The sequence below is a fragment of the Paraburkholderia sp. 2C genome (assembly GCF_054589215.1).
Genome location: NZ_BAAILL010000041.1, coordinates 285,407 through 310,034, shown reverse-complemented (window position 1 = coordinate 310,034; position 24,628 = coordinate 285,407). Strand labels below are relative to the sequence as shown.

The 24,628-nt window shown below is 62.3% G+C and carries 22 protein-coding genes and 2 pseudogenes; 13 read left to right on the top strand and 11 right to left on the bottom strand.

What is annotated here, in order from left to right; translation table 11 throughout:
• The first annotated feature begins 141 nt into the window (after positions 1-141).
• From ACYPXD_RS19985 to ACYPXD_RS19970, 4 genes are all read left to right on the top strand, one after another.
• Positions 142-900: a hypothetical protein gene (locus tag ACYPXD_RS19985; protein WP_459714913.1), complete on the top strand. Its 759-nt coding sequence runs from the start codon at positions 142-144 to the stop codon at positions 898-900.
• 144 nt (positions 901-1,044) lie between these two features.
• A complete protein-coding gene (locus tag ACYPXD_RS19980; RefSeq protein ID WP_459714911.1) occupies positions 1,045-1,380 on the top strand; it encodes a DUF4148 domain-containing protein in 336 nt (111 codons plus the stop codon).
• 286 nt (positions 1,381-1,666) lie between these two features.
• On the top strand, positions 1,667-2,980 hold the full coding sequence (locus ACYPXD_RS19975; RefSeq protein WP_459714909.1) for an ATP-binding protein: 1,314 nt from the start codon (positions 1,667-1,669) through the stop codon (positions 2,978-2,980).
• 392 nt (positions 2,981-3,372) lie between these two features.
• A complete protein-coding gene (locus tag ACYPXD_RS19970) occupies positions 3,373-4,050 on the top strand; it encodes a response regulator transcription factor (protein ID WP_459714907.1) in 678 nt (225 codons plus the stop codon).
• 35 nt (positions 4,051-4,085) lie between these two features.
• Here ACYPXD_RS19970 and ACYPXD_RS19965 read toward each other — a convergent pair whose 3' ends face one another.
• From ACYPXD_RS19965 to ACYPXD_RS19945, 5 genes are all read right to left on the bottom strand, one after another.
• Positions 4,086-5,054, bottom strand: coding sequence for an alpha/beta fold hydrolase (locus tag ACYPXD_RS19965; RefSeq protein WP_459714905.1), 969 nt, complete (start codon positions 5,052-5,054; stop codon positions 4,086-4,088).
• A gap of 121 nt (positions 5,055-5,175) precedes the next feature.
• Positions 5,176-5,613: a GNAT family N-acetyltransferase gene (locus ACYPXD_RS19960; RefSeq protein ID WP_459714902.1), complete on the bottom strand. Its 438-nt coding sequence runs from the start codon at positions 5,611-5,613 to the stop codon at positions 5,176-5,178.
• An 87-nt stretch (positions 5,614-5,700) separates the two neighbouring features.
• The gene (locus ACYPXD_RS19955; protein ID WP_459714900.1) at positions 5,701-6,882 is read right to left on the bottom strand and encodes an amidohydrolase family protein; all 1,182 of its coding nucleotides are present in this window, start codon (positions 6,880-6,882) and stop codon (positions 5,701-5,703) included.
• A 270-nt stretch (positions 6,883-7,152) separates the two neighbouring features.
• A complete protein-coding gene (locus tag ACYPXD_RS19950) occupies positions 7,153-8,811 on the bottom strand; it encodes a methyl-accepting chemotaxis protein (RefSeq protein ID WP_459714898.1) in 1,659 nt (552 codons plus the stop codon).
• Between the two features lie 175 nt (positions 8,812-8,986).
• The gene (locus tag ACYPXD_RS19945; RefSeq protein ID WP_459714896.1) at positions 8,987-9,187 is read right to left on the bottom strand and encodes a hypothetical protein; all 201 of its coding nucleotides are present in this window, start codon (positions 9,185-9,187) and stop codon (positions 8,987-8,989) included.
• Between the two features lie 311 nt (positions 9,188-9,498).
• On the opposite strand from ACYPXD_RS19945, the gene ACYPXD_RS19940 reads away from it, so the two are divergent.
• The 4 genes and pseudogenes from ACYPXD_RS19940 (at position 9,499) to ACYPXD_RS19925 (ending at position 16,120) form a co-directional block, all read left to right on the top strand.
• Complete coding sequence (locus ACYPXD_RS19940) at positions 9,499-10,434, top strand: ABC transporter substrate-binding protein (RefSeq protein WP_459714894.1); 936 nt, start codon at positions 9,499-9,501, stop codon at positions 10,432-10,434.
• Positions 10,435-10,447: 13 nt separating this feature from the next.
• On the top strand, positions 10,448-12,124 hold the full coding sequence (locus ACYPXD_RS19935) for an amino acid ABC transporter permease/ATP-binding protein (RefSeq protein ID WP_459714891.1): 1,677 nt from the start codon (positions 10,448-10,450) through the stop codon (positions 12,122-12,124).
• A pseudogene (locus tag ACYPXD_RS19930) lies at positions 12,124-13,362 on the top strand (acetamidase/formamidase family protein); the annotation flags it as partial. The gene ACYPXD_RS19935 and the pseudogene ACYPXD_RS19930, both read left to right, overlap by 1 nt.
• Before the next feature lie 328 nt (positions 13,363-13,690).
• The gene (locus ACYPXD_RS19925; protein ID WP_459714888.1) at positions 13,691-16,120 is read left to right on the top strand and encodes an acetamidase/formamidase family protein; all 2,430 of its coding nucleotides are present in this window, start codon (positions 13,691-13,693) and stop codon (positions 16,118-16,120) included.
• Between the two features lie 8 nt (positions 16,121-16,128).
• On the opposite strand, the gene ACYPXD_RS19920 is transcribed toward ACYPXD_RS19925, so the two are convergent.
• Both ACYPXD_RS19920 and ACYPXD_RS19915 read right to left on the bottom strand, forming a co-directional pair.
• On the bottom strand, positions 16,129-16,890 hold the full coding sequence (locus tag ACYPXD_RS19920) for a S1 family peptidase (protein WP_459714886.1): 762 nt from the start codon (positions 16,888-16,890) through the stop codon (positions 16,129-16,131).
• The gene (locus ACYPXD_RS19915) at positions 16,887-17,369 is read right to left on the bottom strand and encodes a YbaB/EbfC family DNA-binding protein (protein ID WP_459714883.1); all 483 of its coding nucleotides are present in this window, start codon (positions 17,367-17,369) and stop codon (positions 16,887-16,889) included. Before ACYPXD_RS19915 ends, ACYPXD_RS19920 begins: the two co-directional genes overlap by 4 nt.
• A 255-nt stretch (positions 17,370-17,624) precedes the next feature.
• Between ACYPXD_RS19915 and ACYPXD_RS19910 the strand changes: the two genes are divergently transcribed.
• The 3 genes from ACYPXD_RS19910 to ACYPXD_RS19900 all read left to right on the top strand — a co-directional run bounded on the left by ACYPXD_RS19910 (position 17,625) and on the right by ACYPXD_RS19900 (position 20,139).
• Positions 17,625-18,203, top strand: coding sequence for a TetR/AcrR family transcriptional regulator (locus ACYPXD_RS19910; RefSeq protein ID WP_459714881.1), 579 nt, complete (start codon positions 17,625-17,627; stop codon positions 18,201-18,203).
• 93 nt (positions 18,204-18,296) lie between these two features.
• Entirely contained in the window at positions 18,297-19,178 is an 882-nt protein-coding gene (locus tag ACYPXD_RS19905) for an NmrA family NAD(P)-binding protein (RefSeq protein ID WP_459714878.1), read from the top strand.
• Between the two features lie 76 nt (positions 19,179-19,254).
• The gene (locus ACYPXD_RS19900; RefSeq protein ID WP_459714876.1) at positions 19,255-20,139 is read left to right on the top strand and encodes an SDR family oxidoreductase; all 885 of its coding nucleotides are present in this window, start codon (positions 19,255-19,257) and stop codon (positions 20,137-20,139) included.
• A 98-nt stretch (positions 20,140-20,237) separates the two neighbouring features.
• Here the strand turns inward: ACYPXD_RS19900 and ACYPXD_RS19895 are convergent, their stop codons facing one another.
• The 3 genes and pseudogenes from ACYPXD_RS19895 to ACYPXD_RS19885 form a co-directional block, all read right to left on the bottom strand.
• Positions 20,238-21,227: a 2-keto-3-deoxygluconate permease gene (locus ACYPXD_RS19895; RefSeq protein ID WP_459714873.1), complete on the bottom strand. Its 990-nt coding sequence runs from the start codon at positions 21,225-21,227 to the stop codon at positions 20,238-20,240.
• Between the two features lie 315 nt (positions 21,228-21,542).
• Positions 21,543-21,854: pseudogene (locus tag ACYPXD_RS19890) on the bottom strand (NnrS family protein); the annotation flags it as partial.
• Positions 21,855-22,078: 224 nt separating this feature from the next.
• A complete protein-coding gene (locus ACYPXD_RS19885) occupies positions 22,079-22,843 on the bottom strand; it encodes a bestrophin-like domain (RefSeq protein ID WP_459714870.1) in 765 nt (254 codons plus the stop codon).
• On the opposite strand from ACYPXD_RS19885, the gene ACYPXD_RS19880 reads away from it, so the two are divergent.
• Entirely contained in the window at positions 22,842-23,414 is a 573-nt protein-coding gene (locus tag ACYPXD_RS19880; RefSeq protein ID WP_459714868.1) for an SDR family NAD(P)-dependent oxidoreductase, read from the top strand. The genes ACYPXD_RS19885 and ACYPXD_RS19880 overlap by 2 nt on opposite strands.
• Positions 23,411-24,226 carry an alpha/beta fold hydrolase gene (locus ACYPXD_RS19875; protein WP_459714866.1) on the top strand — a complete coding sequence of 272 codons (816 nt, stop codon included), beginning with the start codon at positions 23,411-23,413 and terminating at the stop codon, positions 24,224-24,226. The genes ACYPXD_RS19880 and ACYPXD_RS19875 overlap by 4 nt, the downstream gene beginning before the upstream one ends.
• Positions 24,227-24,256: 30 nt before the next feature.
• Here the strand turns inward: ACYPXD_RS19875 and ACYPXD_RS19870 are convergent, their stop codons facing one another.
• Complete coding sequence (locus ACYPXD_RS19870) at positions 24,257-24,496, bottom strand: hypothetical protein (RefSeq protein ID WP_459714863.1); 240 nt, start codon at positions 24,494-24,496, stop codon at positions 24,257-24,259.
• Positions 24,497-24,628: the final 132 nt, after the last annotated feature.

The window sequence follows — 24,628 nt, the reverse complement described above, 5'->3', positions numbered from 1 at the left end:
GGATCGATCCAGTTGGGCCGCAAGCATGAGGCCGGCTGTGCGCATCGCGCGGCCGGCCTTAATTTTTTGGCGATTTTCTGGCGACAATCGTCAAAAAACGCTGCACACTGCGAGTGTTCCGTACCCACGCAGGCCTTAACCATGAAAACAACTGCCGTTGGTGTCGCGCTGTGCGTTTCGCTTGCCGCATGCAGCAGCAGCAAGCTCGCCTCCGAATCCGAAACGACCCCTGTCATCCAGTCTTCCGCGGGCATCTATACCGGACCGTTGTCCACGCAACAGAGGCTGACGTTGCTCGCGAAGCTCGACGGCAGCGCGTATCTCTTCTATCGAACACCGTCGGCCGCGCGGCCCGCCATCGACGACGTCGTGATCGTACGCAACGCTGAACAGGCAAAGGACGGCAAGTACCAAAGCAGGCAGGCAACACGGTATCGACTGGTTCAGCCGCGCAAGGCGACACCGGTGCAGGTCGATATCGACTTTGCGCGCTCGCCGGCCGTCAGTGGTTTTGTCGCCGTGCCCGGCGACAAGACGGACAACGTGGCGTTCAACGCGAGTCCCGCGCTGATCCTCGGCGAACCGCCGTCGCTCGCATCGGTCCAGGGCTTGTATAGCGGCACAGGGAGCTCGCTGCAGGGCGCCACCGCCACGCAGGTGACGGTTACCTCGAGCGGCCTGCTGGCCGGCAAGACGGCCAACGGCTGCGAGTTTCGCGGCTCGCTGACGCCGAGCAGCGGCATCACCGCCTACGACGTGTCGGTCACGTATAACGGCGCGCCGTGTATCGATGCCAATGCAACGATATCGGGCGCCGCGGTGCTCGACGAATCGCAGCTGCTTGTCGCGCTGCCAGGAGTTAACGGTTCGGATGTCTTTGTATTCGCCGGCGCGCGCTAGGATGGGCGCGCGGCATAGGCGGATGAAGTCGCGCACACGGCAAGCACGACTCATTTCCCGCTAATTCTCGCCCAGTACGATGGTTTCCGTGGGAAGACACAACGCCTGAACCACGAACCATCAAAACCACTGGAGGGAATTACCATGAAATCGCTCATCAAAGTCGTTGCAGTTGCCGCTGCTCTTGCTCTTCCGGTTGCCTGCTTTGCGCAGACCGCACCGCAGTCCGCTCAGCAGCCCGCCGATACGGGCGAGTATGTGCAGATCATTCAAGTAGAAGAAATCGGCTACGCGCCCGCCGCCGACCAAAGCCAACCGGCTGCGGCCACCGCACCGGCGCAAGCACCGGCTACCGATGCGTCGCAGGCAGCCAATGCCGATAGCTACGGCGGCGTGGCCAGCGGCAGCTCGAAGTCCGGCGCCCCCGCATTCAATCCGGTCAACGACATCGGCCTGAAATCGATCTATCAGCATCACTGATCAGTGCGGACGCCATCCCCGTGCCACGGCGCATTGACAGCGCGCCGGACTTTACCGAGGGCGCGCAGCTTGAACTGCGCGCCCTTCGCGTACGGGCAGTTCACATGTGCTTTCCTTCGAGCGTTGCATGACGACGCGTAGAGTAGAATCGATTCGCAAAAAGGCTCTTGCCGAGGGCTTGTTTTGTCGCTTCGCGATCGGCCGGATCCCGCTTCCGCGGGCCGGGCGTTCCGCTTCCGGATGGACTCGGGCGTCTTCGTCAACGTCATTCTGTCGCCGCGCCGCCATGATCAAGTCATTAAGAACTCAACTCGTCCTTGCATTGTGCGCGGTCGTCAGCATCGTCGGCATTGTGCAGGGCATCAGTTCGTATCAGTTGTCCAAAGCGGGGATGAGCGCGCTGCTCGATCTGCGTCTCGAGCAGGTCGCCAACCGGCTGCGCGGCAGCCTCGGCGATGCGATTCCGACGATTGCCGCGCGCGGATCGCAGCCGGCGCGCGACATCCTGATCACGATCTGGCGCGACGACCTCGAAACGCCATACCGTTCAACCGACTCGTCGTTGCCGCTGCCGCGCGAGGCGCCGGCCGGCTTCAGCTCGGAGATGGTGAACGGCGAACAGTGGCGCATTTATACGCTGCGCGAGCCGCCCAAGGTGATTCAGGTAGCGCAGCGCTCATCGGTGCGCCACCAGCTCGCGGAGGAGGCCGCCGTCAATACACTGTGGCCGATTCTCGTGCTGGTGCCGCTCGTGTGCGCGGCGGTGATGCTCGTGGTGCGCTTCTCTTTCCGCCAGTTGAACCGCCTCGGTTCGGAGGTGCGGGGGGTCGACGCTGCCCATCTGCAGGCGCTGCCGACCACCGGTGTGCCGATCGAACTGCGCCCGTTCGTCGATTCGATCAACCGGATGATCGAACGTCTCGCGCGGTCGATGGAGAGTGAACGGAAGTTTATCTCCGATGCGGCGCACGAATTGCGTACTCCGCTCACCGCATTGCAATTGCAGGCGGACAATCTGCAACGCGATATCGCGCCGGGCAATCAGGAGCGTTTCCAGGAGCTGCGCCGCGGCATTGCGCGCAGCGGCAGCATGATCGCGCAAATGCTGCGTCTTGCGCGTGCCGACGCGTCGCTGCAACGCGAGGCGGTGACGCAGGTGGACATATCGGAAGTGGTCGTCGCGGCTGTCGCCGAAGCGCTGCCGATCGCGATGAAACGCAATATCGACATCGGCGCGGAAGAGATGGCGAGCGCGAAAGTGCGCGCGATCGAAGCGGATCTCGGCATCGCGATCCGCAACCTCGTCAGCAATGCCATTCGCTATACGCCGGACGGCGGCAAGGTCGACTTGCGCACCGAAGTGCGCAACGACATGGTCTGGATCGAAGTGATCGATACCGGTCCGGGCATCGCGGAGGAGCTGCTGCCGCGCGTGTTCGACCGTTTCTTTCGCGCGAATACCGATATTGAAGGCAGCGGCCTTGGCCTTTCCATCGTGAAGGCGATCGTCGCCAAATACGGCGGCACGGCCTCGCTGAGGAATCGCGACGATGGCCAGACGGGCATCGTCGCATCGATCGGTTTCACGCGCGCGGCCTAACGATGGGTGGCCGCCTGGCCGTCTGCCGCTTGGGTCATTCATGGCTCATTCAAGGCTCATTCTTCGCACGTACGATTGAATCGTTCCCCGAGACCCGGCCGCGACCATCATGCTCCCCGCTGATCCGCATAGACGGCCCCTCTGATTCTGGCTCGGCGATCGGTGTAGGCCAGAATCTTTCGGCCGACCGCTTAGGCGGTCGGCTTTTTTTGTATGAAGCGCCGCGCACCCGCTGTTGGCGGCCCTGTTATGCAGTCTGGCTAGTGGTGGGTACAACGAAGCCAACGTGCGCTATTTCCGTTGTCCTGACCGCTCGCGAGTCGGCTATTATTCCGATACCCGGCCTCGCGCCGCAGATCGAACACCCGTTCCCGTTGCCGTGACACGACATCATGCGAGTGCTACTGATTGAAGACGACCTGCAGATCGGACAGAGCCTGCTGCGTGCGCTAAAAGACGCGGATTACAGCGTCGACTGGGTACGGGATGGCATAGCCGGCTGCGCGGCGATCGAAGCCGCCGAATACACGGTCGTGCTGCTCGATCTCGGCTTGCCGGGCATGAGCGGCATTGAACTGCTGAAAACCTGCCGCTCGAAAGGCAACCCGGTCCCGGTGCTGATTCTGACTGCGCGCGACGATCTCGACGCGCGCGTGCAAGGGCTCGATCTCGGTGCGGACGACTATATGCTCAAGCCGTTCCAGGTGCCGGAACTGCTTGCGAGAATCCGCGCGGTAATCAGGCGCAAGGCCGGTTACGCGGTGTCGCGTCTCGGCGACGAAAACCTGAGCCTCGATCTCGACAAGCGCACGCTATGCGTCAATGGCGTGACCTCGGTGCTGTCCGCGCGCGAATTCGCGCTGATGCTCGCGTTTCTCGAGCGGCCCGGCACGATCCTTTCGCGCGAGCAGCTCGAAGACCGCTTGTACGGATGGGGGAAAGAGGTGGAAAGCAATGCGGTGGACGTGCTGATCCACTCGGTGCGCAAGAAGTTCGGCCTGTCCGTGATACGCAATGTGCGCGGACTCGGCTGGACGGTGATGCTGAACGACGCCGCCGCCAAGACCTGAAACAAAGCAGCGGCGCGTCGCGGTATGCCGGCGTATCACTCGTCCGCAAATGAATGGATCGTGCGGGCGAGCGCCACCGGATATTGATACATCATCGCGTGGCCCGCTCCGTCGACGACCAGCAAGCGCGCATCCGGCAGCAGTTGCTTGAGCGCTTCCGCATTCTTCTGTACCACTACCGTATCGTCATTGCCGCTCATGACGAGCGTCGGGATACGCACCGCGCGCAGCGCCTGCCCGGCCTTGTCGTTCGACTCCCAGTGGCGCAGCGCTTCGGTTTGGCCCGCGGTAACCGTGCTTGAAATCGAGTGTTTGCCGTAGTCCGCCGGCGTGAACATATCCTGCTTGAAACAGCGCTCGGCGTTGCTCACATCGGCTGCGGGAAACAGCGCACCCATCACGTCGGCCAGCGTGACGCCGGGCTTTCCGGACAGTGTCGCTTCGACCTGCGGCGATAGCGGCGTGCCGAAGCTGCCGGGCGCGGGCGCGCTCAACAGCACCATCCTGCCGATCGACGCGGGCGAGTCGATAGCGAGCTGCTGAACGATTGCGCCGCCCATCGACCAGCCGACCACGGTCGGCTTCCGCAGATGCAGCGCGTCGATCAGGGCGGCTGTATCGCGCGCCATATCGTCGATCGAGAACGTGCTCGTGTCGGCCTCCGAGCGGCCGACGCCACGATTGTCGAAGACAATCACATCATGATGCTTCGCGAGTTCGGTCAGAAACGCCGCGTCCCACTCGGTCAGCGTCGCGCGAAAGCCCGTGACGAGCACGAGCGGGCTGCCCTGGCCGAGCCGATAGTAAGCGAACTGTCCGCGCGGCGTCTTGGCTATCTGTTCGCGTGCCGTTGCCTCGATGCCGGTTTGGGGGTCCATCGTCTTGCACATCGGTTCCGGTGTATAGCGTTCAGTATCGGCATGCGCGGTTGCCGGGGATGCCATTGCGGTCAGCCCGCCAAGCGAAGCCAATAGCGTCATGGCAAGTTTTCGACGAATGTTCATTGGAAGCCCTCGTGTGTTTGAAGAGGAGTCGAGCGCGTTTATTGTGACGTCGACGGCCATTCTATCGGCCGGAAATGAGGCAGGAATGACGCGATGCGATCCGATGATGCGCGTGGCGATGCTAAGGCCTGCAGGTCATTTTCAGTTCGATTGAGGTTTCGCCGGCCACCTGAAAACCGAGCCGCTTATATAAGCGCAGCGCGGGATTGCCGTGCAACACATTTAGCGAAACCGGGACGCGCGCGTGATGCGCATCAGCGAGCATGGCACGAATCACCGCTGTGCCGATGCCTCGGCCTTGATACTCAGGCAGTATCTGTAACTGTTGAAGGTGCCAGATGGTTGCGGAGCGAACGAGCTTGATCAGACCGATATCCGCGCCGTTGCAGCAGACGATCTGCGCGCTGTGCAGGTTCGAGCGCGCGCGCAGCCGGTGCGACTCGTCGTCGACCGGTTCGCCTGCGCGCTCGAGATGCCCGGTCATCGTGAGCTTGCGCAGCTCGATCAGGAACGGTTCGTCGTCGGGCGTCGCGGCGCGCAGGTGGATGGCATCGTTCATAGCCTGAATCGTAAGGCATGCTTGAGCATTCGGCTATTCGCTTCGGCGCGTACGTGCAAGCCTTTGGACGATGCGTTCGGGATTTGCTCAAGCGGTTGGCGCAAGTTTGAGCCTGAAAAGCTCCACGGCATTTGCGCGCCCGATACGCCAGCGGTCGGCATCGCTCAACTCCGCATTGTCGAGCCATTGCCCGCCTTGCACCATATCCATCCACGGGTAGTCGGTCGAGAAATAGACACGATCGCGGCCGACGAAATTCATAACCTCAACCGTTGCGGTGGTATCGAAGAAACCCGCGGTCGTATAGCGGAAGTTCGTCTTCAGATAGGTCAGGAGGTCGTGTTTCAGTTTGACGCGATGCGCGTGCCGCGCATACACGGCCGATACGCGCCACGCCATGAACGGCAGCGACTCGCCGAGATGACCGAGGCAGATCTGCAAATCGGGGTAGCGATCGAAGAGGCCGCTCGTAATCAGCCGCAGCGCATGCGTCGATGTTTCGACGAGGTAGGCCCACGTTGCGGCAAGCAGCTCGGGATGGTCGCGAAACATCAACTGCTGACTCGGCACCGGATTGCGCGGATGCAGATACAGCGGCACGCCGAGGTCTTGCACGCGTTCCCAGAACGGCAGGTATTGCGGTTCGTCGAGATAGACGACGCCGTTTTCCGTGTGCAGATTCGAAAAACTGTTGACGAGCGGCGCGTGAAACCCGAGCTCGCGCACCGCTCGATCGAGCTCGTCGGCTGCGGCGGCCGGGTCCTGCATCGGTAGTGCGGCGAAAGCGCCGAGTCTGCCGGGACGCCGGTCGACGATACGGCGCAGTTCGTCGTTTGCGTAGCGCGCGTCGCTCACCGCGGCGGCGGGATCGGTCTCGCCCTGGATGCCGGGCGTGTTCAACGAAAGGATCGCGTATTGAATGCCCGCGCGATCCATCAGTTCGATGCGTTTGGTGTCGACGTCGAGCAGGTCGGCGTAGACGCCGGTGCGCGCCGCGACTTTCGTGTCCTTACGAACGATGCTGTCGAAATGCGACGTCATGTAATGCTCTTCGAAGGCTACCTTCCATGGCCGCGACGGGATTTTGACAGGCTCGTCATGGATATTGGCGGATGCATCGGCGGGTGCCGCGCTTGCAGGTTGCGAGGCGAGCGACGCGCCCGCCAGCAGCGCGCCGGGCATGCCGAGCATGAATGAACGGCGCCCGATGCCGGGCGCGGCAGCCGGTTGATCGAAATCATCGGTATTGCTGGAGTTATCGTTCGGCACGTTCTACCTCGTTCTGGTCGTGATTGGGCGGGGCTCGACGCCCGGCATCATGCGACGTGGGGACGGTCGAGTCGAACGAAGAACGTGCTTGGCGGAAGGGCTATTCCATTACCGATTGTTGCCGTGACTTATGGTTAGGCAAACGATATTTTCGATGAAGTTTGCGGTAAGTTCGTCGAACGTTGCGCTTGCAACGATAAACAGCGGAAGCCGGGCTCAGGTCGCGCTCAGGTCTCGCTCAGGTGCGTTCAGGTTGCGTTCAGGCCGTGCTCACGCCGCGGCGGCTGAAAGCATCGGAACAACGGGCGATGCCGTGTTGAAGCTCGACCCAGCGTCGTCCCGATGGCCCTCCCTGGCGCTGCCGTCGAGCTTGAACACGCCCACCGCCGTCAGCAAGTGCTCCGCTTGCGCGAGCAGCGCATCGGCCGCCGCGCCCGACTGCTGCACGAGCGCCACATTCTGGCGCGTGCCATTTTCGAGCTGATCGATCATCGCGCGCACCTCGCTGATCTGTTGCGTTTGTTGCCGGCACGCATCGTTGATTTCGCTCATGATCGTCGTCACGCTGCCCGACGACGACACCACCTCGGCGATCGTCGAACCCGCATCGTCGACGAGCCGCGTGCCTTCACCCACGCGCGCGCTGCTCTCCTGCACCAACGCTTTGACTTCCCGGGCGGCTTCCGCGCTGCGTTGCGCAAGCACGCGCACCTCGCCGGCGACCACCGCGAATCCCCGTCCTTGCGCGCCCGCGCGCGCGGCTTCGACAGCGGCATTGAGCGCGAGAATATTGGTCTGGAAGGCGATCGAATCGATCACCGAAATGATCTCGCCGATACGGTTCGACGACGTATTGATGCCGTGCATCGTATCGACGACACGGCCGACCGCATCGCCGCCTTCGCTCGCGGTCACCGACGCGCGTTTCGCGAGTTCATCGGCATGCACCGCATTGTCCGCGTTCGACTGAACACTGGCGTCGAACTTTCCGAGCGCATTGGTTGCCTGTTCAAGTGCGGCCGCCTGGCCGTGCGTGCGCTCGTCGAGATCGCCATTGCCCTGCGCGATCTCGCGGCTCGCGTCCGCGACGCCGTGCGCGGCTTGCCGCACCTGCTGCACGATGTCCGCGAGGTTATTGCGCATCCGTGTGACGGTGGCCATCACGCTCGACGTGTCGCCGGCCCGGACCGGCGCGCGGCGCGACAGGTCGCCTGCCTCGATCGACTCGGCGAACGCGATCATGTCGCGCGGATCCGCGCCGAGCGACCGTGTGATGTTACGCACGACAAGCCATGCAACGCCGGCACTGAACAGACAGGCGAGCGCCGTGAGCGTTGCCATCAACAGGCGGAACTGCTTGCTGATCTCGCGTGCGCGTTCGCCTTCGTCCTGGCTCAGCGACTCTTCATAGTCGATCATCGTGTTGATCGCCGCGAGCCAATCGACGAAGGCCGGCCGTGCTTCGGCAAGCAGCAGTTTGCGCGCGCCATCGGTGTCGCCGCTCTTTTGCAGCTCGATGATACGGCTGATCAGCGGTATCGTCCGTTCGCGAGCGGCCGTGATGCGCCCGTAGATCTGCCGTTCTTCGGGGGTGACGTCGGCCGCCTGTTCGAAGATCTGGCTGAACGGCTGCGCGGAGTGCTCGTAGTCGGCCTCGAGGCTGTTGATATGGTCGACGACTTTCGGCAATTCTTCCGGCGGGACGAGCGTCACATCGCGCACGGCAATGGAACGGTCATGAACGCTGCCGCGAAAGTTGATCGCATAACGCTCTTTCACGCCGTTTACATCGATGATGTCGTCGAGCCGCATGCGTACGTTCTCGACCTGGTAGATCGCAATCGCGGCGAGCGCGATCACTGCAACAAGAACCGATCCGAAACCCGCGACCAGCCTACCCCGGACGGTCCACCCCGTCATTGTTTTCATCTACCACCTCTTAGTGATTTTCTATCGTGTGACTCGGCGCGAAAGCCGTCGCGCGTAGTATGCAAAGTTTTTGAAAATACTGCTGCGACGGCAACAGGCCGTAAGAGTGGCCAGATAAGGTGACGCGACAAACATGCGCGGCGCGCACTCAATCCGGTGCGCGCCGCCCATCGACTCAACCGAAGATCGGCAGTGCGCCCAGCAGCGCAAAGCCGATCACCGCACCCGCCACCGCCCCGAACACGCGCGCCGGATAGGCGCGCACCTTAAGCAGTGCGCCGAACGCGGCGCCGATTCCGACCATGCCCGTGACGGCGAACACTGCGAACAGCGCGAACAGGCTGACCCAGTAAGCGAAAGCGAAGGTTCCGACCATGATGGATCTCCAAGAAGGAAGTGAAGTTGAGGGGTTACCGTTTTCCTACAGCATGGGGTGAACTGTAGAGTTCGCTGCGTGTCCCGTGAATGGCATGGCGAATCAGCAAATTGCTTATTCGACTCATCGCGGTAGCCGATTCTTTCGCGTGCGCCCGCGTCGGTCGGGCCCCGCTTCTTCGCCTGAATCCAGGTATTTGTGCGCGCCGAGACAAGTCCGTCGAATTTCGGCTGCCTACGCTTGGGCTCGTGCGATGCAATGAGGCGTACATGGTGTGTGCCGTTGACATCTGCCGCTCACGGAGTCTCCCGATGCATACAGAACTTATCGACTACGGGCATGGCCGGCAGCGCTTGGCGGCCGCTCGCGGGCGCTGGCGCGACCTCGTCATGGGCGCGCTCTGTCTGCTGGCGCTGCTGGTAGTGGGCGCTCGCCCCGCGATGGCCGCGGGCACCGCGACCCCCGCGGAGTGCAAGGCGCTGCAGGCGAAATACCCGCAGTACAAGGGCAAAACGCTGACCAATGCGATCAACCCGCATACGCCGGGCTACGAAGCGCTCGACCCGAACGATCCGAGCAAATACATCGGCTTCGATATCGACCTCGGCGAAGCGATCGGCGATTGCCTCGGCTTCAAAATGGCCTATAAGCCGGTGACGTTCGCCGCGTTGCTGACGACGCTGCAAAGCGGCCAGGCCGATATCGTGATCTCCGACATCTATGCAACCGAAGAACGTGCGAAGGCGGCGGACTTCATCACGTATTCGAAGGTGTTCGACGGCGTGCTCGTCGCAAAGGGCAATCCGAAGAAGATCACCGGCATCAACGCGTCGATGTGCGGCACGACCGCCGCGGAAAACACCGGCTATGTCGAAGTGCCGCTGATCAACAACCTCGCGCCCGCATGCAAGGCGGCGGGCAAATCTGAAGCGACGGTTCAGCTCTACGACAACAACGCAAACTGCATTCAGGCGATTCTCGCGGGCCGCGCGGACACCTACATCAACGACGTGAACACTGTCGATCAGGCTGTGAAGGCCTATCCGGACAAGCTCGAGAAGGCCACGGCCGTGACGCTGCCCTATTCGGTGGGAATCGGCGTACCGAAGGACAAGCCGGAGTTTCGCGCGGCAGTGATGGCGGCGCTCGTCGCGCTGCAGAAGTCGGGTGCGCAGGCGGAAATGCTGAAGAAGTGGTCGCTGCCGTCGGAAAATCTCGAAGCGCCGAAGCTCATCGTTTCGAACTGATTGCGGCTGCCCGATGGATCTGTTTCTGCACTATCTGAGTTTGCCGTATCTGCTGCGCGGAATCGGCTTTACGATCGCCGTGACCGCGCTCGGGCTTGCCGGCGGATTGCTGGTGGGCCTCGTGCTTGCCGCCATGCAATTGAGCAAGGTCGGCCCGCTCGCGGTGATCGCGCGCGGTTATACGGTGATTTTCCGCGGCACGCCGTTGATCCTGCAACTCGTGTTCGCATACGACGCGCTGCCGCATATCGGACTCAAGCTGAGCGCGCTGGGCGCCGCGGGGCTCGCGCTCGCGGCGAACGAAGGGCCGTTTATCGCCGAGATCCTGCGCGCCGGCGTGCTCGGCGTCGACCGCGGACAACTGCTTGCGGGGCAGGCGCTCGGTATGACGCCGGCCGTGCTGATGCGTCGCATCATCTCGCCGCAAGCGATCCGCACGATCGTGCCGGCACTGGGCAACGAGTCGGTGAGCGCGTTGAAGAACTCGTCGCTCGCGTCGGTGATCGCGGTCGACGAACTGACGCTGCGCAGCACGCAGCTCGCTTCGTCGACCTTCGATTTCTTCTCGATCTTCTTTGCGTCCGGCTTGATGTACCTGCTGTTGACCGGCGCAATCGCAATGATTCAGCTGTTCGCCGAAGCGGCGCTCGATCTCGATCGCGCGCCATCGGAGCGGTTTAGCCGGCTGTTGCCGTGGCGGCGGCGTCACGCGGAGGCCGACGATGCTGTTGTGCAGCCCGATATGGCCGGCAATGGCGGCGAAGCGTCAGAGGCCGCGCTGCAATCCGCGGCGTCCGCTCCGGCTGAGCTGTCCCCGCATGCGCCGGTGCGCGCCGCCGGCGCGTCCCCCGCCGATCGCGCAAAGCGCTATGCACAGCTCGCGCAGCGTCCCGCGGCAGTGCGCGTGACAGGCTTGCATAAACGTTACGGCAAACAGACGGTGCTCGACCGCTTCGATCTGACCGTGCAAGCGGGCGAGGTGATCGCGCTGCTCGGCCCAAGCGGCTCGGGCAAGAGCACGCTGCTGCGCTGTATCAACCATCTCGAGCAATGGGATGCGGGGCAGATTCACGTGGGCGGGCGCAGGCTCGGCTATCGCGAAGACGGCCGGCCGATGCGCGCGCGCGATATCGCCAACGAGCGTGCGAGCGTCGGCGTCGGCATGGTATTCCAGCAGTTCAACCTGTTCAGCCATCTGAGCGCGCGCGAAAACATCGCCGGTCCGTTGCGCTGGGTGCATGGCATGCGTGCTGCCGATGCCGATCGCCGGGCAGGCGAACTGCTCGAACGCGTTGGCCTGAGCCACCGCGCCGATGCATTGCCGCGTCACCTGTCGGGCGGGCAGCAGCAACGTGTCGCAATTGCGCGTGCGCTGGCGCCGAGTCCGCGCGTGCTGCTGCTCGACGAGCCGACGTCCGCGCTCGATCCCGAGCTCGTCGGCGAAGTGCTCGACGTGATCCAGCGGCTCGCGCTCGAAGAAGGGCTGACGATGATCATTTCCACGCATCAGTTGCGCTTTGCCGATCAGGTCGCCGATCGCGTCGTCTTCATGAGCGGCGGCAACGTCGTCGAAGAAGGACCGGCGCATGAATTGCTCAGGCATCCACAGCATCCATTGACGGCGAAATTCCTCAACGTGATGGGCGCCGACACGGGGTTTGAATTGGCCACGAGGTCCGAAACGATATGAAGCAACACACACTTCCCGTATCGCCGGAAACGGTTCATTGGGGTTATTTCAGCAAGCAGGTCGCACCCGCGCTGACCGTGCGCTCCGGCGACCGCGTGACGATCGAAACGCTGACCCATCACGCGAACGACGACCACGAGCGAATGATTGCCGGCGACCCCGGCGCTGAAAGCGTGTTTCACTGGACCCGCGAACACAAAGCCGTGCCGCGCCGTGGCGCGGGCCCGACCGAGGGCCCGTTCAAGCTCGGATCCGGCGAAGGCGTCGGCGTGCACCTGCTCACGGGGCCGGTGGCGGTCGAAGGCGCGCAAGCGGGCGACGTGCTCGAAGTGCGGATTCTCGACGTCCGTCCGCGGCCGAGCTGCAGCGCGTGCTATGCGGGCCGCTGTTTTGGTTCGAATGTCGCGGCATCGTGGGGCTTTCACTACCGCGATCTGATCGAGGAACCGAAGCCGCGCGAAGTCGTGACGATCTTCGAACTCGATACCGCCGGCGAACCGTATGCGCGCGCGGTTTACAACTACGTATGGACACCGCAGACGGACCCCGATGGTGTCGTGCATGCGATGATCGACTATCCGGGCGTCAAGGTCGATCACACGCTCGTGCGCAAGCGCGAACATATTCTGCCCAACGTGAAGGTGCCGGCACGTCTGCATTTCGGCACGATGGGCCTTGCGCCCGCCGAGTCCGACTACGTGAGTTCGATTCCGCCGGGCTACACGGGCGGCAATATCGACGACTGGCGCGTCGGCAAGGGCGCGAAGATGTACTACCCGGTGGCGGTCGACGGCGCCTATTTTTCGGTGGGCGATCCGCATGCGGCGCAAGGCGACAGCGAACTGGGCGGCACGGCGATCGAATGCTCGCTGACCGGCGATTTCGAATTCGTGCTGCACAAAAAGAGCGATCTCGCCGGCACGACGCTGGAAGGGCTCACGCATCCGATGCTTGAAACCGACGATCTATGGTCCGTATACGGCTTCACGTTCGCGAATTACCTCGCGGAACTCGGTCCGAACGCGCAACTCGAAGTCGCGCAGCACGCGAGCCTCGACAAGGCGATGCGCGACGCGTTTCGCAAGCTGCGCCGTTTTCTGATGACGGTGCACCGGATGAGCGAAGACGAAGCGATTGCGCTGATGTCGGTTGCAGCGGACTTTGGCGTCACGCAGGTGGTCGACGGCAATTGGGGCGTGCACGGGTCGATTCGAAAGAACGTGTTTGCCGCCGGATGATTCGATTTCCTTTTCAACAACTGACGTATTGCTGACACGGCCGCGCGTTGCGCCAGCGCAGTGCACGTGCGCGACTCTGGCGCAGGAATGCGCGCGCCGATGCTCGTCGAAGGGGCGTGGCACGCTTCCTGTGCGTTGCGCTTGCCTGCGTAGCGTGCACGCCTATGCGCCGCAGATTGCGCGTATCGGTTTTTGAGCAGCGATGGCACAAAGGTTGCCTTGTTTAGCGCGATAACGCGTCCGGTGCCGCGAGGAGACCTGCCGAGCCGGTTCCGGGCGTTGCCGCGCGGCGTTCCCGCGTCGCTTGTCACGACCCGGGAGCCTTACGTTGGAACCGCTGCGCTTTACAACCGAGTCCTATCCGCAGGCCGCGCGGTTGCACGCATGGCGCGACGCACTCGACGGCATCGGTTTGCGCAGCAGCGTCGCGGGCGCGCCGCAATCGGCTCGTGCGCTACACGGCATCATTGAATCGCGGACATCGATCGGCGGCTTCGCGCTCAGCGTGCTGACGTCGGTCGCGCAAACGCTCGAACTGAAGACGTCGGCCGCCGACTGTCTGCAGATCGTGCTCGCCGTCGACGGCGCCGCGACGCTTGTCGCCGATGGCCGCCGCGAACCCGTTGCGGTACATGACATCGTTTATCTGCCGCCGCGCGAACAGGCGTCGCTCGAGTTTGCAACGGACTTTCGCGTGTTCGTCGTGCGCGTGCCGCGCGCGGCGGTCGGTGCCCGCCTGTTCGCTTCGTCGTCGATACGCGCCGGCAGGATTGCCGCCGACGCGGGCATCGGGCACGTGTTTTCGGCGTTTCTCGCGTCGATTGCGGAAAGCGTCGACACACTGTCGGTCGGCGAGTTGCGGCCCCTCGAACTCGCGCTGGCCGAGTTCCTCGTGGCATGTCTCGCCGGACGTCAAGAGGAAGCGAGCATCAATGGCCTGACCGCATCGCAGGCGGCGATCTACGCGCGCGCGTGTCGCACGATCGACGAACGCCTTGGCGATCCAGCGATCTGCCTCGCTGCGATCGCCAAGGAAGTGCGCGTCTCGTCGCGCTATCTGCAGAAACTGTTCGAGACGGCCGGCCAGAGCTTTTCCGCTTATTTGCGGCAACGGCGGCTCGAACGCTGCCGCGCGGAGCTCGTCGACCCGCTTTACGAAAAGATGTCGATCTCGGACATCTGCTTTCGTTGGGGCTTCAACGATCCCGCGCACTTTAGCCGCGCGTTTCGCGAGCAGTATCAGATGTCGCCGCGCGCGTTTCGTCACGGAGCGGGCCTTGAACTCGCGCGGCATCTCGTGCGGCGCATTTCGCGCGGCGTGCCGCTCAATGCGGAGTCGGTGCTGGTGCAGGCGCAGCCAGCCAGTCGTGCGCGCGGCGCGGCATCTTTGGCAGAAACGGCAAACGAAGCCGAAGATGATGCGGATACGATGGTCGCGCAATCGCCAGCGAAGGCGCATACCGCGATCGGCAAAGCCGGCAGCCGCCGGCCGGCCCGACCGCGCCACCACCTTCTGCGTGCGACCGCGAATACCGTGCATTGGGGCTATTTTTCGCACGACCTGAAGGCGGTGCTCGAAGTCGACAGCGGCGATACCGTCACGATCGAGACGTTGACGCAGCATGCGTCCGACGACTGGGCGCGCATGGTAGCCGGCGACCCGGGTGCCGAAAGCGTGTTTCACTGGACGGCCGAGCGCAAGAACGTGGACCGGCGCGGCGCCGGACCGATCGATGCGTCGATCTATGGACGTGGCGCAGGCGAAGGCTTCGGTGTGCATATCTGCACCGGACCGGTCGCGGTGCGCGGTGCTGCGCCGGGCGATGTGCTCGAAGTGAAAATTCTCGATGTGCATCCGCGCCGCTGCGCCAACCCGCATTTCGCGGGCCGGGCGTTCGGCAGCAATGCCGCGGCATGGTGGGGTTTCCATTATCGGGAACTGCTGACCGAGCCCAAACCGCGCGAAGTCGTCACGATTTATGAACTCGATGCCGATCTGCCGGAGCACGGTTCGTCGTTTGCGCGCGCCGTGTACAACTACCGGTGGACACCGCAGCGAGATCCGTTCGGCGTCGTGCATCCGACCATCGACTATCCGGGCGTGCCGGTCGACCACTCGACGGTTGTCGAGAATCACGACGTATTGAAGAACGTGCGAATTCCCGTGCGGCCGCACTTCGGGCTGATCGCGGTCGCACCTCAGCAGGACGGCTTGATCGATTCGATTCCGCCGTCCGCGTTCGGCGGCAATCTCGACAACTGGCGCGTCGCGCGTGGCGCGAGCGTTTATCTGACGGTGGGCGTCGAAGGGGCGTTACTGTCGGTTGGCGATCCGCACGCGTCGCAAGGAGATTCGGAGCTGTGCGGTACGGCGATCGAGTGCTCGTTGACGGGCGACTTCCAGTTGATCCTGCACAAGAAGGCGACGCTAGCCGGAAAGCCGTTTGCCGATCTCACGTATCCGCTTGTCGAAACGGCCGACGAATGGGTGCTGCATGGATTCAGTCATCCGAATTACCTGACCGAGTTCGGTTCTCATGCGCAAAGCAAGATCTATGAGAAGTCGACGCTCGATCTGGCCATGCGCGATGCGTTCATCAAGACGCGCCGCTTTCTGATGACCACCAAAGGGCTCAGCGAAGACGAGGCAATTTCGCTGATGTCGGTCGCGGTGGATTTCGGCGTGACGCAGGTGGTGGATGGCAATTGGGGCGTGCACGCGATCATTCGCAAGGCTTTGTTCACCGACGGCGGTTAGTGGCGGCGTCAATCGCCGCACAACACGCCGGTTTCGAGTGTCGCCGCTCTGGGGGCGCGCGCCTGCATCGGTTCAAGTTGCGCGGCGTCGGTCTCGTTGAACGGAATGCGGTGTGCCGCGAGAAACGCCTTGAGTGTTGGCGCGGATACGGCGACCACGTAGTCGGCCGCGCCGCTGCGCGTGACAAACGCACGCGGGTCTTCGCTACTGAGCTGGGTTCGATCCGTGACGAGGCCGACCACGAGGCCTGCCTGATCGAGCACCGGGCTGCCGCTCGCCCCGTTCGTCGCGGACGACATCAAGGTGAACGTGCCCGCTGCCGCAGCGGGTGGATCGCGCGTGACGGCGTTGTACATCGTGCCCGCGCGATTCGGCAGATGACGTAGCACTTCGTAGCCGGCAGTGAATACCGGCTGTGCGCTGCCGACGCTGCCCGTTTTGGGGAAGCTGGCCGCGAGGAGCGGCTTGATCCTGCTGGTAATCACCGCCAGGTCCGCGTCCGCGCTGACCGCCTCGATCGTCGCGCGCGCGATTTGTCCATCCTTGATCACGAAAAGCGTTTGACACGCTTGTACAACATGCCGCGCGGTTAGCACATCGCCGCGATTGTTGACGAAGAAGCCCGTTGCGTTGGATTCGAGTGCCGTCGCGTCCGGATGCTTCGGCGGCGCGATCGTCATCGGCGCGTTAGTGGTTTGCGCGGTGGCATGACACGCGACGGTCAGCGACAACGTCGTGACATACAGCAGGCGCAAGGCTTGCGCGTTCACGGCGTGTTTTCTCCCGGCATCGGCGGGCTATCGGGGGAGTCGTCATCGTCGGCGTCGGGATTTTCCTCGAGCTGCAGTTGCACGCGCAACGGTTGCCGCATGTCGGGCGGCGGCGGCTCGGTCATCGGGCGCGTGGTCAGTAGTTGCCGCAGGTCCGCATCGGCTTTCGCGTCGCCGAGCGAATCGAACGCGACACGAGTGACGGTTCCGTCGGCGCCGAACCAGGCGCGGACCGCGACCGTCTTGAGCGACGCATCGCCTTTGGCGTTCTTATGCCGCTGCTCCAGATAGGTATGCAGCGCGTCCGCCGCGTCGCCATCGGCTTCGAGCCACGCCTGAAACTGCTGCGCCGCCAGTTGCGCGTAGGCGATCCATGGCTGTGGAATCGCGGACGGTTGGCTCCACGCGGCACGGGAGCAGGTGAGAGCCAGGCCGATCAGGATCGCCGCGGCGCCGATTCGTTTTGCGTTGCTGGTCATGAGCGACACCTCGATCGATTCGGCATTTTCACGGTCCGCTCCCGTTATGCACGGAGCAAGGCCTGCCGGGACTTCGTCGCGCGCAATGATAGTACTTGCCGAAGACAATGTCGTGGCTAAAGCGTACGTACAGCGCTTCTAGCGATTCGACCCCAGCGCGGGACAGGCAACATTATTTTTGCCGATCGCCTTGATCTCGTTTTAGATGTCGGTTATCTTCTATCCAACGGGTAGACACAAGGAGCGTGGCGGGCGATGAAAAAGTCGAAGGTCGAAACGGCCGAAACGCGTCGGCGGATCGTCGATGTGGCGGCACGGCAGTTCCGGCTCAACGGCATTCAGGCGACCGGGCTCAATGACCTGATGGCCGAAGCGGGACTTACGCGTGGCGGCTTCTATCGGCACTTTGAATCGAAAGATCAATTGGTTGCCGAGGCATGCGCGAAGAGTTTCGAATCGATGATCGCTTCACTGGAGATGGCGGCAAGCGAAAGCGAGGGCGAAGGCGCGGATAGCTTTCAGGCGATCGTCAATCGCTATGTGTCGACGGACCATCGCGACAATCGCGCGGCGCGATGCCCGCTTGCGGCGATGGGCAGCGAACTGGCCCGGGCCGACGAGGGCACGCGCGCCGTGGCATCGGAAGGTATGGACGATCTCGTCGACATGGTGACGAAGTGGCTCGGCCGTTCGCAGCCGCAAGCGCCGCAATCCCGCGCCGTATTCGCGGTCGCAGCCATGGTCGGGGCCGTCACGATGTCGCGGATTATCGTCGACCCCAATGCTTCGTCGCGCGTCCTGCAATTCGTCAAGGAACACCTCGACACGCTTTAAACAACGGCAATGAGCATGCCACGACCGGGGTCGGTCTATTCGCGTATGTGAATATGCACATTAACGGTTGGTTTGAAACGGAGTACCGACTTTATGGAACAACGCAAATTACTGGTTACAGGCGCCACCGGCAAGACGGGCGCGCATACGGTGCGCAATCTGATCAACGATGGCCATGCGGTTCGGGCGTTCGTTCATAGCGACGACGCGCGCAGCGATGCACTTAGAAAGCTCGGCGCGGAAATCGTTGTGGGCGATATGCTCGATCATGACGCCGTGATCCGTGCGACGGATGGCGTATCGGGCGCGTATCTGTGTTACCCCATTCGACCGAACCTTATCCAGGTCACCGCGTATTTCGCGGATGCCGCGCTTCGGGCCGGGCTCGATGTTGTCGTGAATATGTCGCAAATCTCGGCTCGCGAAGATTCGAAGAGCCATGCGGCGCGCAATCACTGGATCGCGGAACGCGTGCTCGACTGGTCAGGCGTGCCGACCGTGCACATCCGCCCGACCTTTTTTGCTGAATGGCTGCGGGCCCCGTTCGTGCGCGACCCGATGCTGAAGCAGGGAAAAATCACGCTTCCGTACGGCAGCGGACGCCACGCACCGATCTCGGGTGAAGATCAGGCCCGCGTGATCGCCGCCTTGCTGGCGAGGCCAGCCGCGCATGTCGGCAAGATCTATCCGCTATACGGTGCTCAGGAACTTGACCAGCAAGAGATTGCCGAGGTGGTCGGCAAGTTCCTCGATCGCAAGATTGTGTATGGCCCCAGCAGCATTGAGCAGTATCGCGAGCATCTGGAAGCGTACGGCGTGCCCGAGTTCATTAGCCAGCACTTTATTGAAATTGCGATCGACTACCAGAACGGCATTTTCGCCGGCACCAGCGACACCATTGAAGAAATCACGGGGACCCCGCCGCAGCCGCTCGAAGCGTTCCTTGCGGCGAATCGCGACGCATTCGACGTGTAGCCGGCCTGGTATCGGGCATTCGCTAGAAAAGTACGTATTCCTCTGAACTGTGTTATCCGATGAAGGCAACTCATCCATGTCAAAGACCATTCTTATCACCGGGGCAAGCAGCGGCTTCGGACGCGATACTGCGCAGACACTGTCGAAAGCGGGGCACCGCGTATTCGCGTCGATGCGCGACACCGCGGGCCGTAACCGGCCGCATGCCGACGCGCTGCGCGCGCAGGGGGTTCAAGTCGTCGAACTCGACGTGACCGACGACCAGTCGGTCGAGCAAGGCGTGGCTTCCGTCATCGCGAAAGCCGATCGGCTCGACGTGCTGATCAACAATGCGGGCCTCGGCTCGGCGGGCATTTCCGAATCGTTCACGGCAGACCAGGTGCGCGCGCTTTTCGACGTCAACGTCATCGGCGTGCAACGGACACTGCGTGCTGCGTTGCCGGCTTTCCGTCGGCAGGGCGAGGGTCTCGTGGTGAATATCGGATCGTTCCTCGGCCGTGTGACGTTTCCATTTTTCGGCTTGTACGGTGCGTCGAAGTTCGCCATGGAGGCACTGACCGACAGCTACCGCTATGAGCTATCGCAACTCGGTATCGACGTGGTGCTGGTTCAACCGAGCAGCTATCCGACAAATATGTTCGCGAGCGCTCAGAAACCCGGCGATGTGGAGCGGAGCGTCGGCTACGGCGAAATCAGTGCGATTCCCGGCAAGATGGTGGCGCGATTGATGGACCTGTTCGCGGGCGAAAATGCACCGAACGCTCATGACGTGGCCGAAGCGATCAGCCGGATCGTCGACCAACCGAATGGCTCGCGCGCGGCGCGCGTAATTGTCGGCGAGCCGTTCGGCGCCGATGCGGTCAACGCGCAAGCCGAGCAGGTGCAGGCTCGTTTGCTCGACAGTCTCGGCCTTGGGTTTCTCGACGCATCGCGGACGGTTCCGGCGGACGCAGATGCGTGATGTCTGAAGCAGAGTCTCAAAGACGCTCGCGTGCTTGATTGCAATCGGTGTCTTCGGGGCAATCGTGACCAAAAGCACGCCATGAACGCTTTGAACGCTTAGGCTGCGTCTGCGGGCTTGGCGAGCGGCGACGCCGCCCGAACCTCATCGCTTTCTTTGCGCCGGCCTTTGAATTTCTTCGCGTACAGCGCAGTCAACAGCGGCGCCAGTAGCGACGTCACGATCGTCGATGCCGCAATTTGCGGTGTCGCCACGGCGATAAGCGACGCGAGATGCGGATCGACAGCCGCAATTGCCGTCGGTGTCGCGACCGCATTACCCGCGGTTGTCGATACTGCTGCCCCACCGACACCCGTGCCACCGGCCAGTCGCGACGCGATGATATTGACGATGCTGCCGAATACCAGCGTCACGAGGCCGAGCAGAATGCCCGACATCCCAGCACCGAGGATCGCGTGCAAATTGATCTGCGCGCCGAGGCCGAACGCAAAGAACGGAATCAGCAGATCGCCGCCCGATTTGAGGAACGATCGCATATTGCGGTCGAGGTTGCCGAGCACCATGCCGATCAGAATCGGCAGAATGGTCGCGAGCAATTCGATGAACGGTATCTTCGCGAGCCCCGATACGCCAAGCGCGACCATCGTGATGAACGGGCCTTCGAGAATCGATAGCACCGCGAGCGCGCCGCGGTCGACCTCGTCGCCGAACTGCTTGGTCAGCGCCGCATAAAGGCCCATGTTCGCATTGGTCATGGCCGCGATAATCGCCATGCCCGACAGCCCGAACACCGGTTTGCCCTTGAAGATATAGCTGACCAGCAAACCGATCGCGACGCCGCTCGCCAGCTTCGAAAGGGTGATGGCGGCGCCGTTCTTCAGCGCGCGCGGCGCGGTCTTCAACTGAATCTCGGCGCCCATGCAGACGAAGAACACGGCGAGAATCGGCAACGCCCCATGCGCGAGCGACGTCGAAAAACTGCCGATCGAAAGGACGTGGGGGAAATAGGTGTTGAGCAGGCTACCCCACAGCAGCGGGATCACCATCATGCCACCGGGGAACCGCTCGATGGCTTCCTTGATCTTCATGTCGAATTGTCTCCGTCGAACCGCGCAGCCGCATAAGCCGGCTTACCGCGTTACTGTCATTGCACGGATATGGTGAGTGCGCGCCCGACGCAGTGCAAATTGGTCGGGCCACATTCGTCGGGGCGGACGGAGATTTCAGGAAGGTTTCTTTCGGCTTACCCGATACACGCGACACAGTCGCGCCATGCATCGAGCACTGAAACATGACGTCGTCATGCCGCCGGCGGTCCGCTCGTACCCCTAACGACCAGTTCGATCGGCAGGCATTCGGATTCCGGCGTTGCATCGTTCTTCATCCAGCGCAACAGCGCGCGCGCGACCGGCCGCCCATAACAGCCAAAGCCACGCGAGCGACGCTCCACGCGGTGTTTCCAGCGACGTCCACGCGCGTACGGCAGTGAGCAAAAAGCCGACGACGATCGCTGCGGCGAACCCAAAGACCATTTCGTGCGCATGCCAGATCACACCGCTCATCGCCGGCGAATGGCCGGCGAGAGGGCGGCCGTGCAGCGTAATGAGCCAGAACAGCATGGCGACCAGTCCAAAGCACGCGCCGCCCAGGTAGAACGGCCGGAATCCAAGCCTGAGGATCGGCAAGCCGATAACTGCGCTTGGCAGACCGTTCATTGCCGGCTCGTCGATCTTCATTCCGCCTCCGAAATAACATGCATATATAATTCATGTTATAGCGCGTCCAGGCGCAATGAGAGCGTTCCGTCAGGGCTGCGACAGCATGTCGCCGGGGGCAATTTCCGCAAGCAGATCTGCTTTTTGAACGGTTGATGCCCTTGCAAACGAGCCGTGGCCACGTCGCGCTCGCATCTGTCTGAATGACGCGGCGCCGCCTCGCATCACTTCGTCAACGATTGAAGCAATCTGGCCAAATCCAGAGGCTGGACGCGAATAAACCCCGCCCGCGGACTATCGATATCGGCAATAAGCGCAAGCGATAACGCAACCGTTACAGGCAGAACAGTGATCAACAGGCCTCTGCGCAGCTTCCCTTTCGTGCCGTAGCCCTGCACGACACAGCCAAAGACCGCGATAACGATCATGAGAATCCACGCACCGAGCGGTATGTGATTAATGCGTGCGGCCTCGGTGTAATCCTGCGAATTCAGTACGTCGTTCATCCCTGCAACGACAAGCGCACCGATCGGCGTCGGTTGTTCTTGCGCTACTTGTGTCGCGAGCCGCCACAACTCGGCCTGGACAACTGCGGTATCGCGGTCGATTCGTTCGACTTCCTGCCGGTCTTGCGTCCGGAAATCAGCCAGTCTTAGCTCGGTGTAGCGCACCAATCCAGCCTTTATCTTCGCGCCCACGGCCGCATTGGCCACGTCGGCGCGCGCGTATTCCGTTCCTATTGCATTGGCTTCGCTTTCCTCGAGATTCTTGCGCTGGTCATAGCGGCCGACTGCCATCGAAAGGCTGAAGCCGACGAGCAGCGCCAGCAACGTGAGCGTGGAGGTTTGCACAATGTTGAAGTCTTCGCGGTCCTCCTCCGGGAGGGGGGCGACGCGCCGTAGCACATGGGCGCCGAATGCGACCGCTCCGACGAAAAGGGCAAGCAGGACGACGAAGAGGACGGCCGGATGACTGACGAACGCTGCCATGCGATGTCTCCATTACAGCGGCCGTCATGTCGAGTGTCGAGCACCGATGGCCGGCAGATATACAACCTCCGAACCGGATGCGCACACCGGGAAACGGACCGGCTGTTCCGGCATTGTAATGAAAAGAAGAAGTCCTCAGTGCTTCGACCGTGCGCTCGTAGGTGCCGGTTGCACCATTGGACTTCGTGCTTTCACGCCGCAGTTCGTGGCCCGCAGGTCCGGCACTATCGCGATTGTGAGCAGCGTTGTCGGACTGTCGGCGGTTCCCATGATGGCCGGTTACTCCGCTTCCAAGGCGGCTTTGCATTCGATCACTCAGTCCCTTCGCGGGACGCTCGAAAAGGACGACGTCACCGTTGTCGGCATCTATCCCGGACCGATCGAGACGGTGCTGGCAAGGCAGGTGCCTTATCCCAAAGCTACGCCTGAACACGCGGCCGCCAATATCGTGAAGGGTCTCGCCGAAGGCCGGACCTACATCTTCCCCGATCCGATGGCGCAGCAGGTCGAACAGTTGTGGTCGACCGACAACCGGAAGCTGGAACACGTCGCGCTGCACCTCGGTGCGTGAATTCCGAAGTTCGCCGGTTTGCTTGGCGAGCGTCAAGTCGTGCCGGACGCCGTTGCGAGGCTTTTATTGTCGCGACGACAGACGGCCCTGTTCAACGCTTGCAGGATAGTCCCTTCATGCTCACGCGTCGTTCCTTTACAACGAGTTTGCTCGCTGGTGCTGCGGCCCTGATCGTATCCAACGCGACGTCGGCGAAAGCCCAGACCACGAAAACGGACGGAAATTCGGCCGTCACCGGGAATCTGGAATTTCCGACCCGCTATCGAACCATCGATATCGACGGCGTTTCTGTCTTTTACCGGGAAGCGGGTGCGCCAGGCGCACCGACGGTATTGTTGCTGCCTGGCTGGCCGTCGTCATCGGCGATGTTTAGCGATCTTATTCGCGAACTGTCCGTGAACTATCACGTCTTCGCACCGGATTATCCCGGCTTCGGCAACAGCGCCGTGCCGGATCGCTCGCATGCACCCTATACATTCGACGCCCTCGGCGAGGTGATCGGCAAGTTCGTCGACAAGGCCGGCATCGGACAATACGTTTTGTACGCCACGGATTTCGGGGGCCTTGTCGGATATCGTTTGATGCTGAAAACGCCGCACCGGATGAAGGCGTTGGTCGCGCAAAACAATCCGCTGTTTCTGAGCGCGAGCCCGTGGTTCGGGCCGCTTGTGCCGTACTGGAAGGACGGTACGGCCGGGAGCCGCGAGAAGGTCGGGCAGCACTATCTCACGCTCGACGTGGTTCGCGATCTGTATGTCGACGGCGTACGCGATCCGTCGCTGATCGATCCGGACCAGTGGCAGGCGGACTAGGCATCGCTGCAACGTAGCGGCGCCGCGGATCTATCGCTCGATCTGCTTTACGATATCCGCACCAACGGTCCGACGCTCACGAATGCTCAGGATTACCTGCGCGCACAGAAACCGCCGACGCTGGTGGTGAGCGGAAAGAACGACATTCTGTTCCCAGCTGACAATCAGCAGCGATATCGCGAGGTGGTGCCCGACGCCGAGATCCAGTTGACGGACAGCGGTCATTGCGCCTTGGCCGACAAGAGCGAAGAGATAGCGAGCCGGATGCATCACTTCCTTGGTCGCGTGCTCTAGCGGAACGAATCAGGCAAGTGGCGACATGATTCGCCGGGCAACGAAGCGGTTGCAAGCAGTTTGCGATAAGGTGATACGCGCAGCAGCTCAACAACCTGACAATGCTAC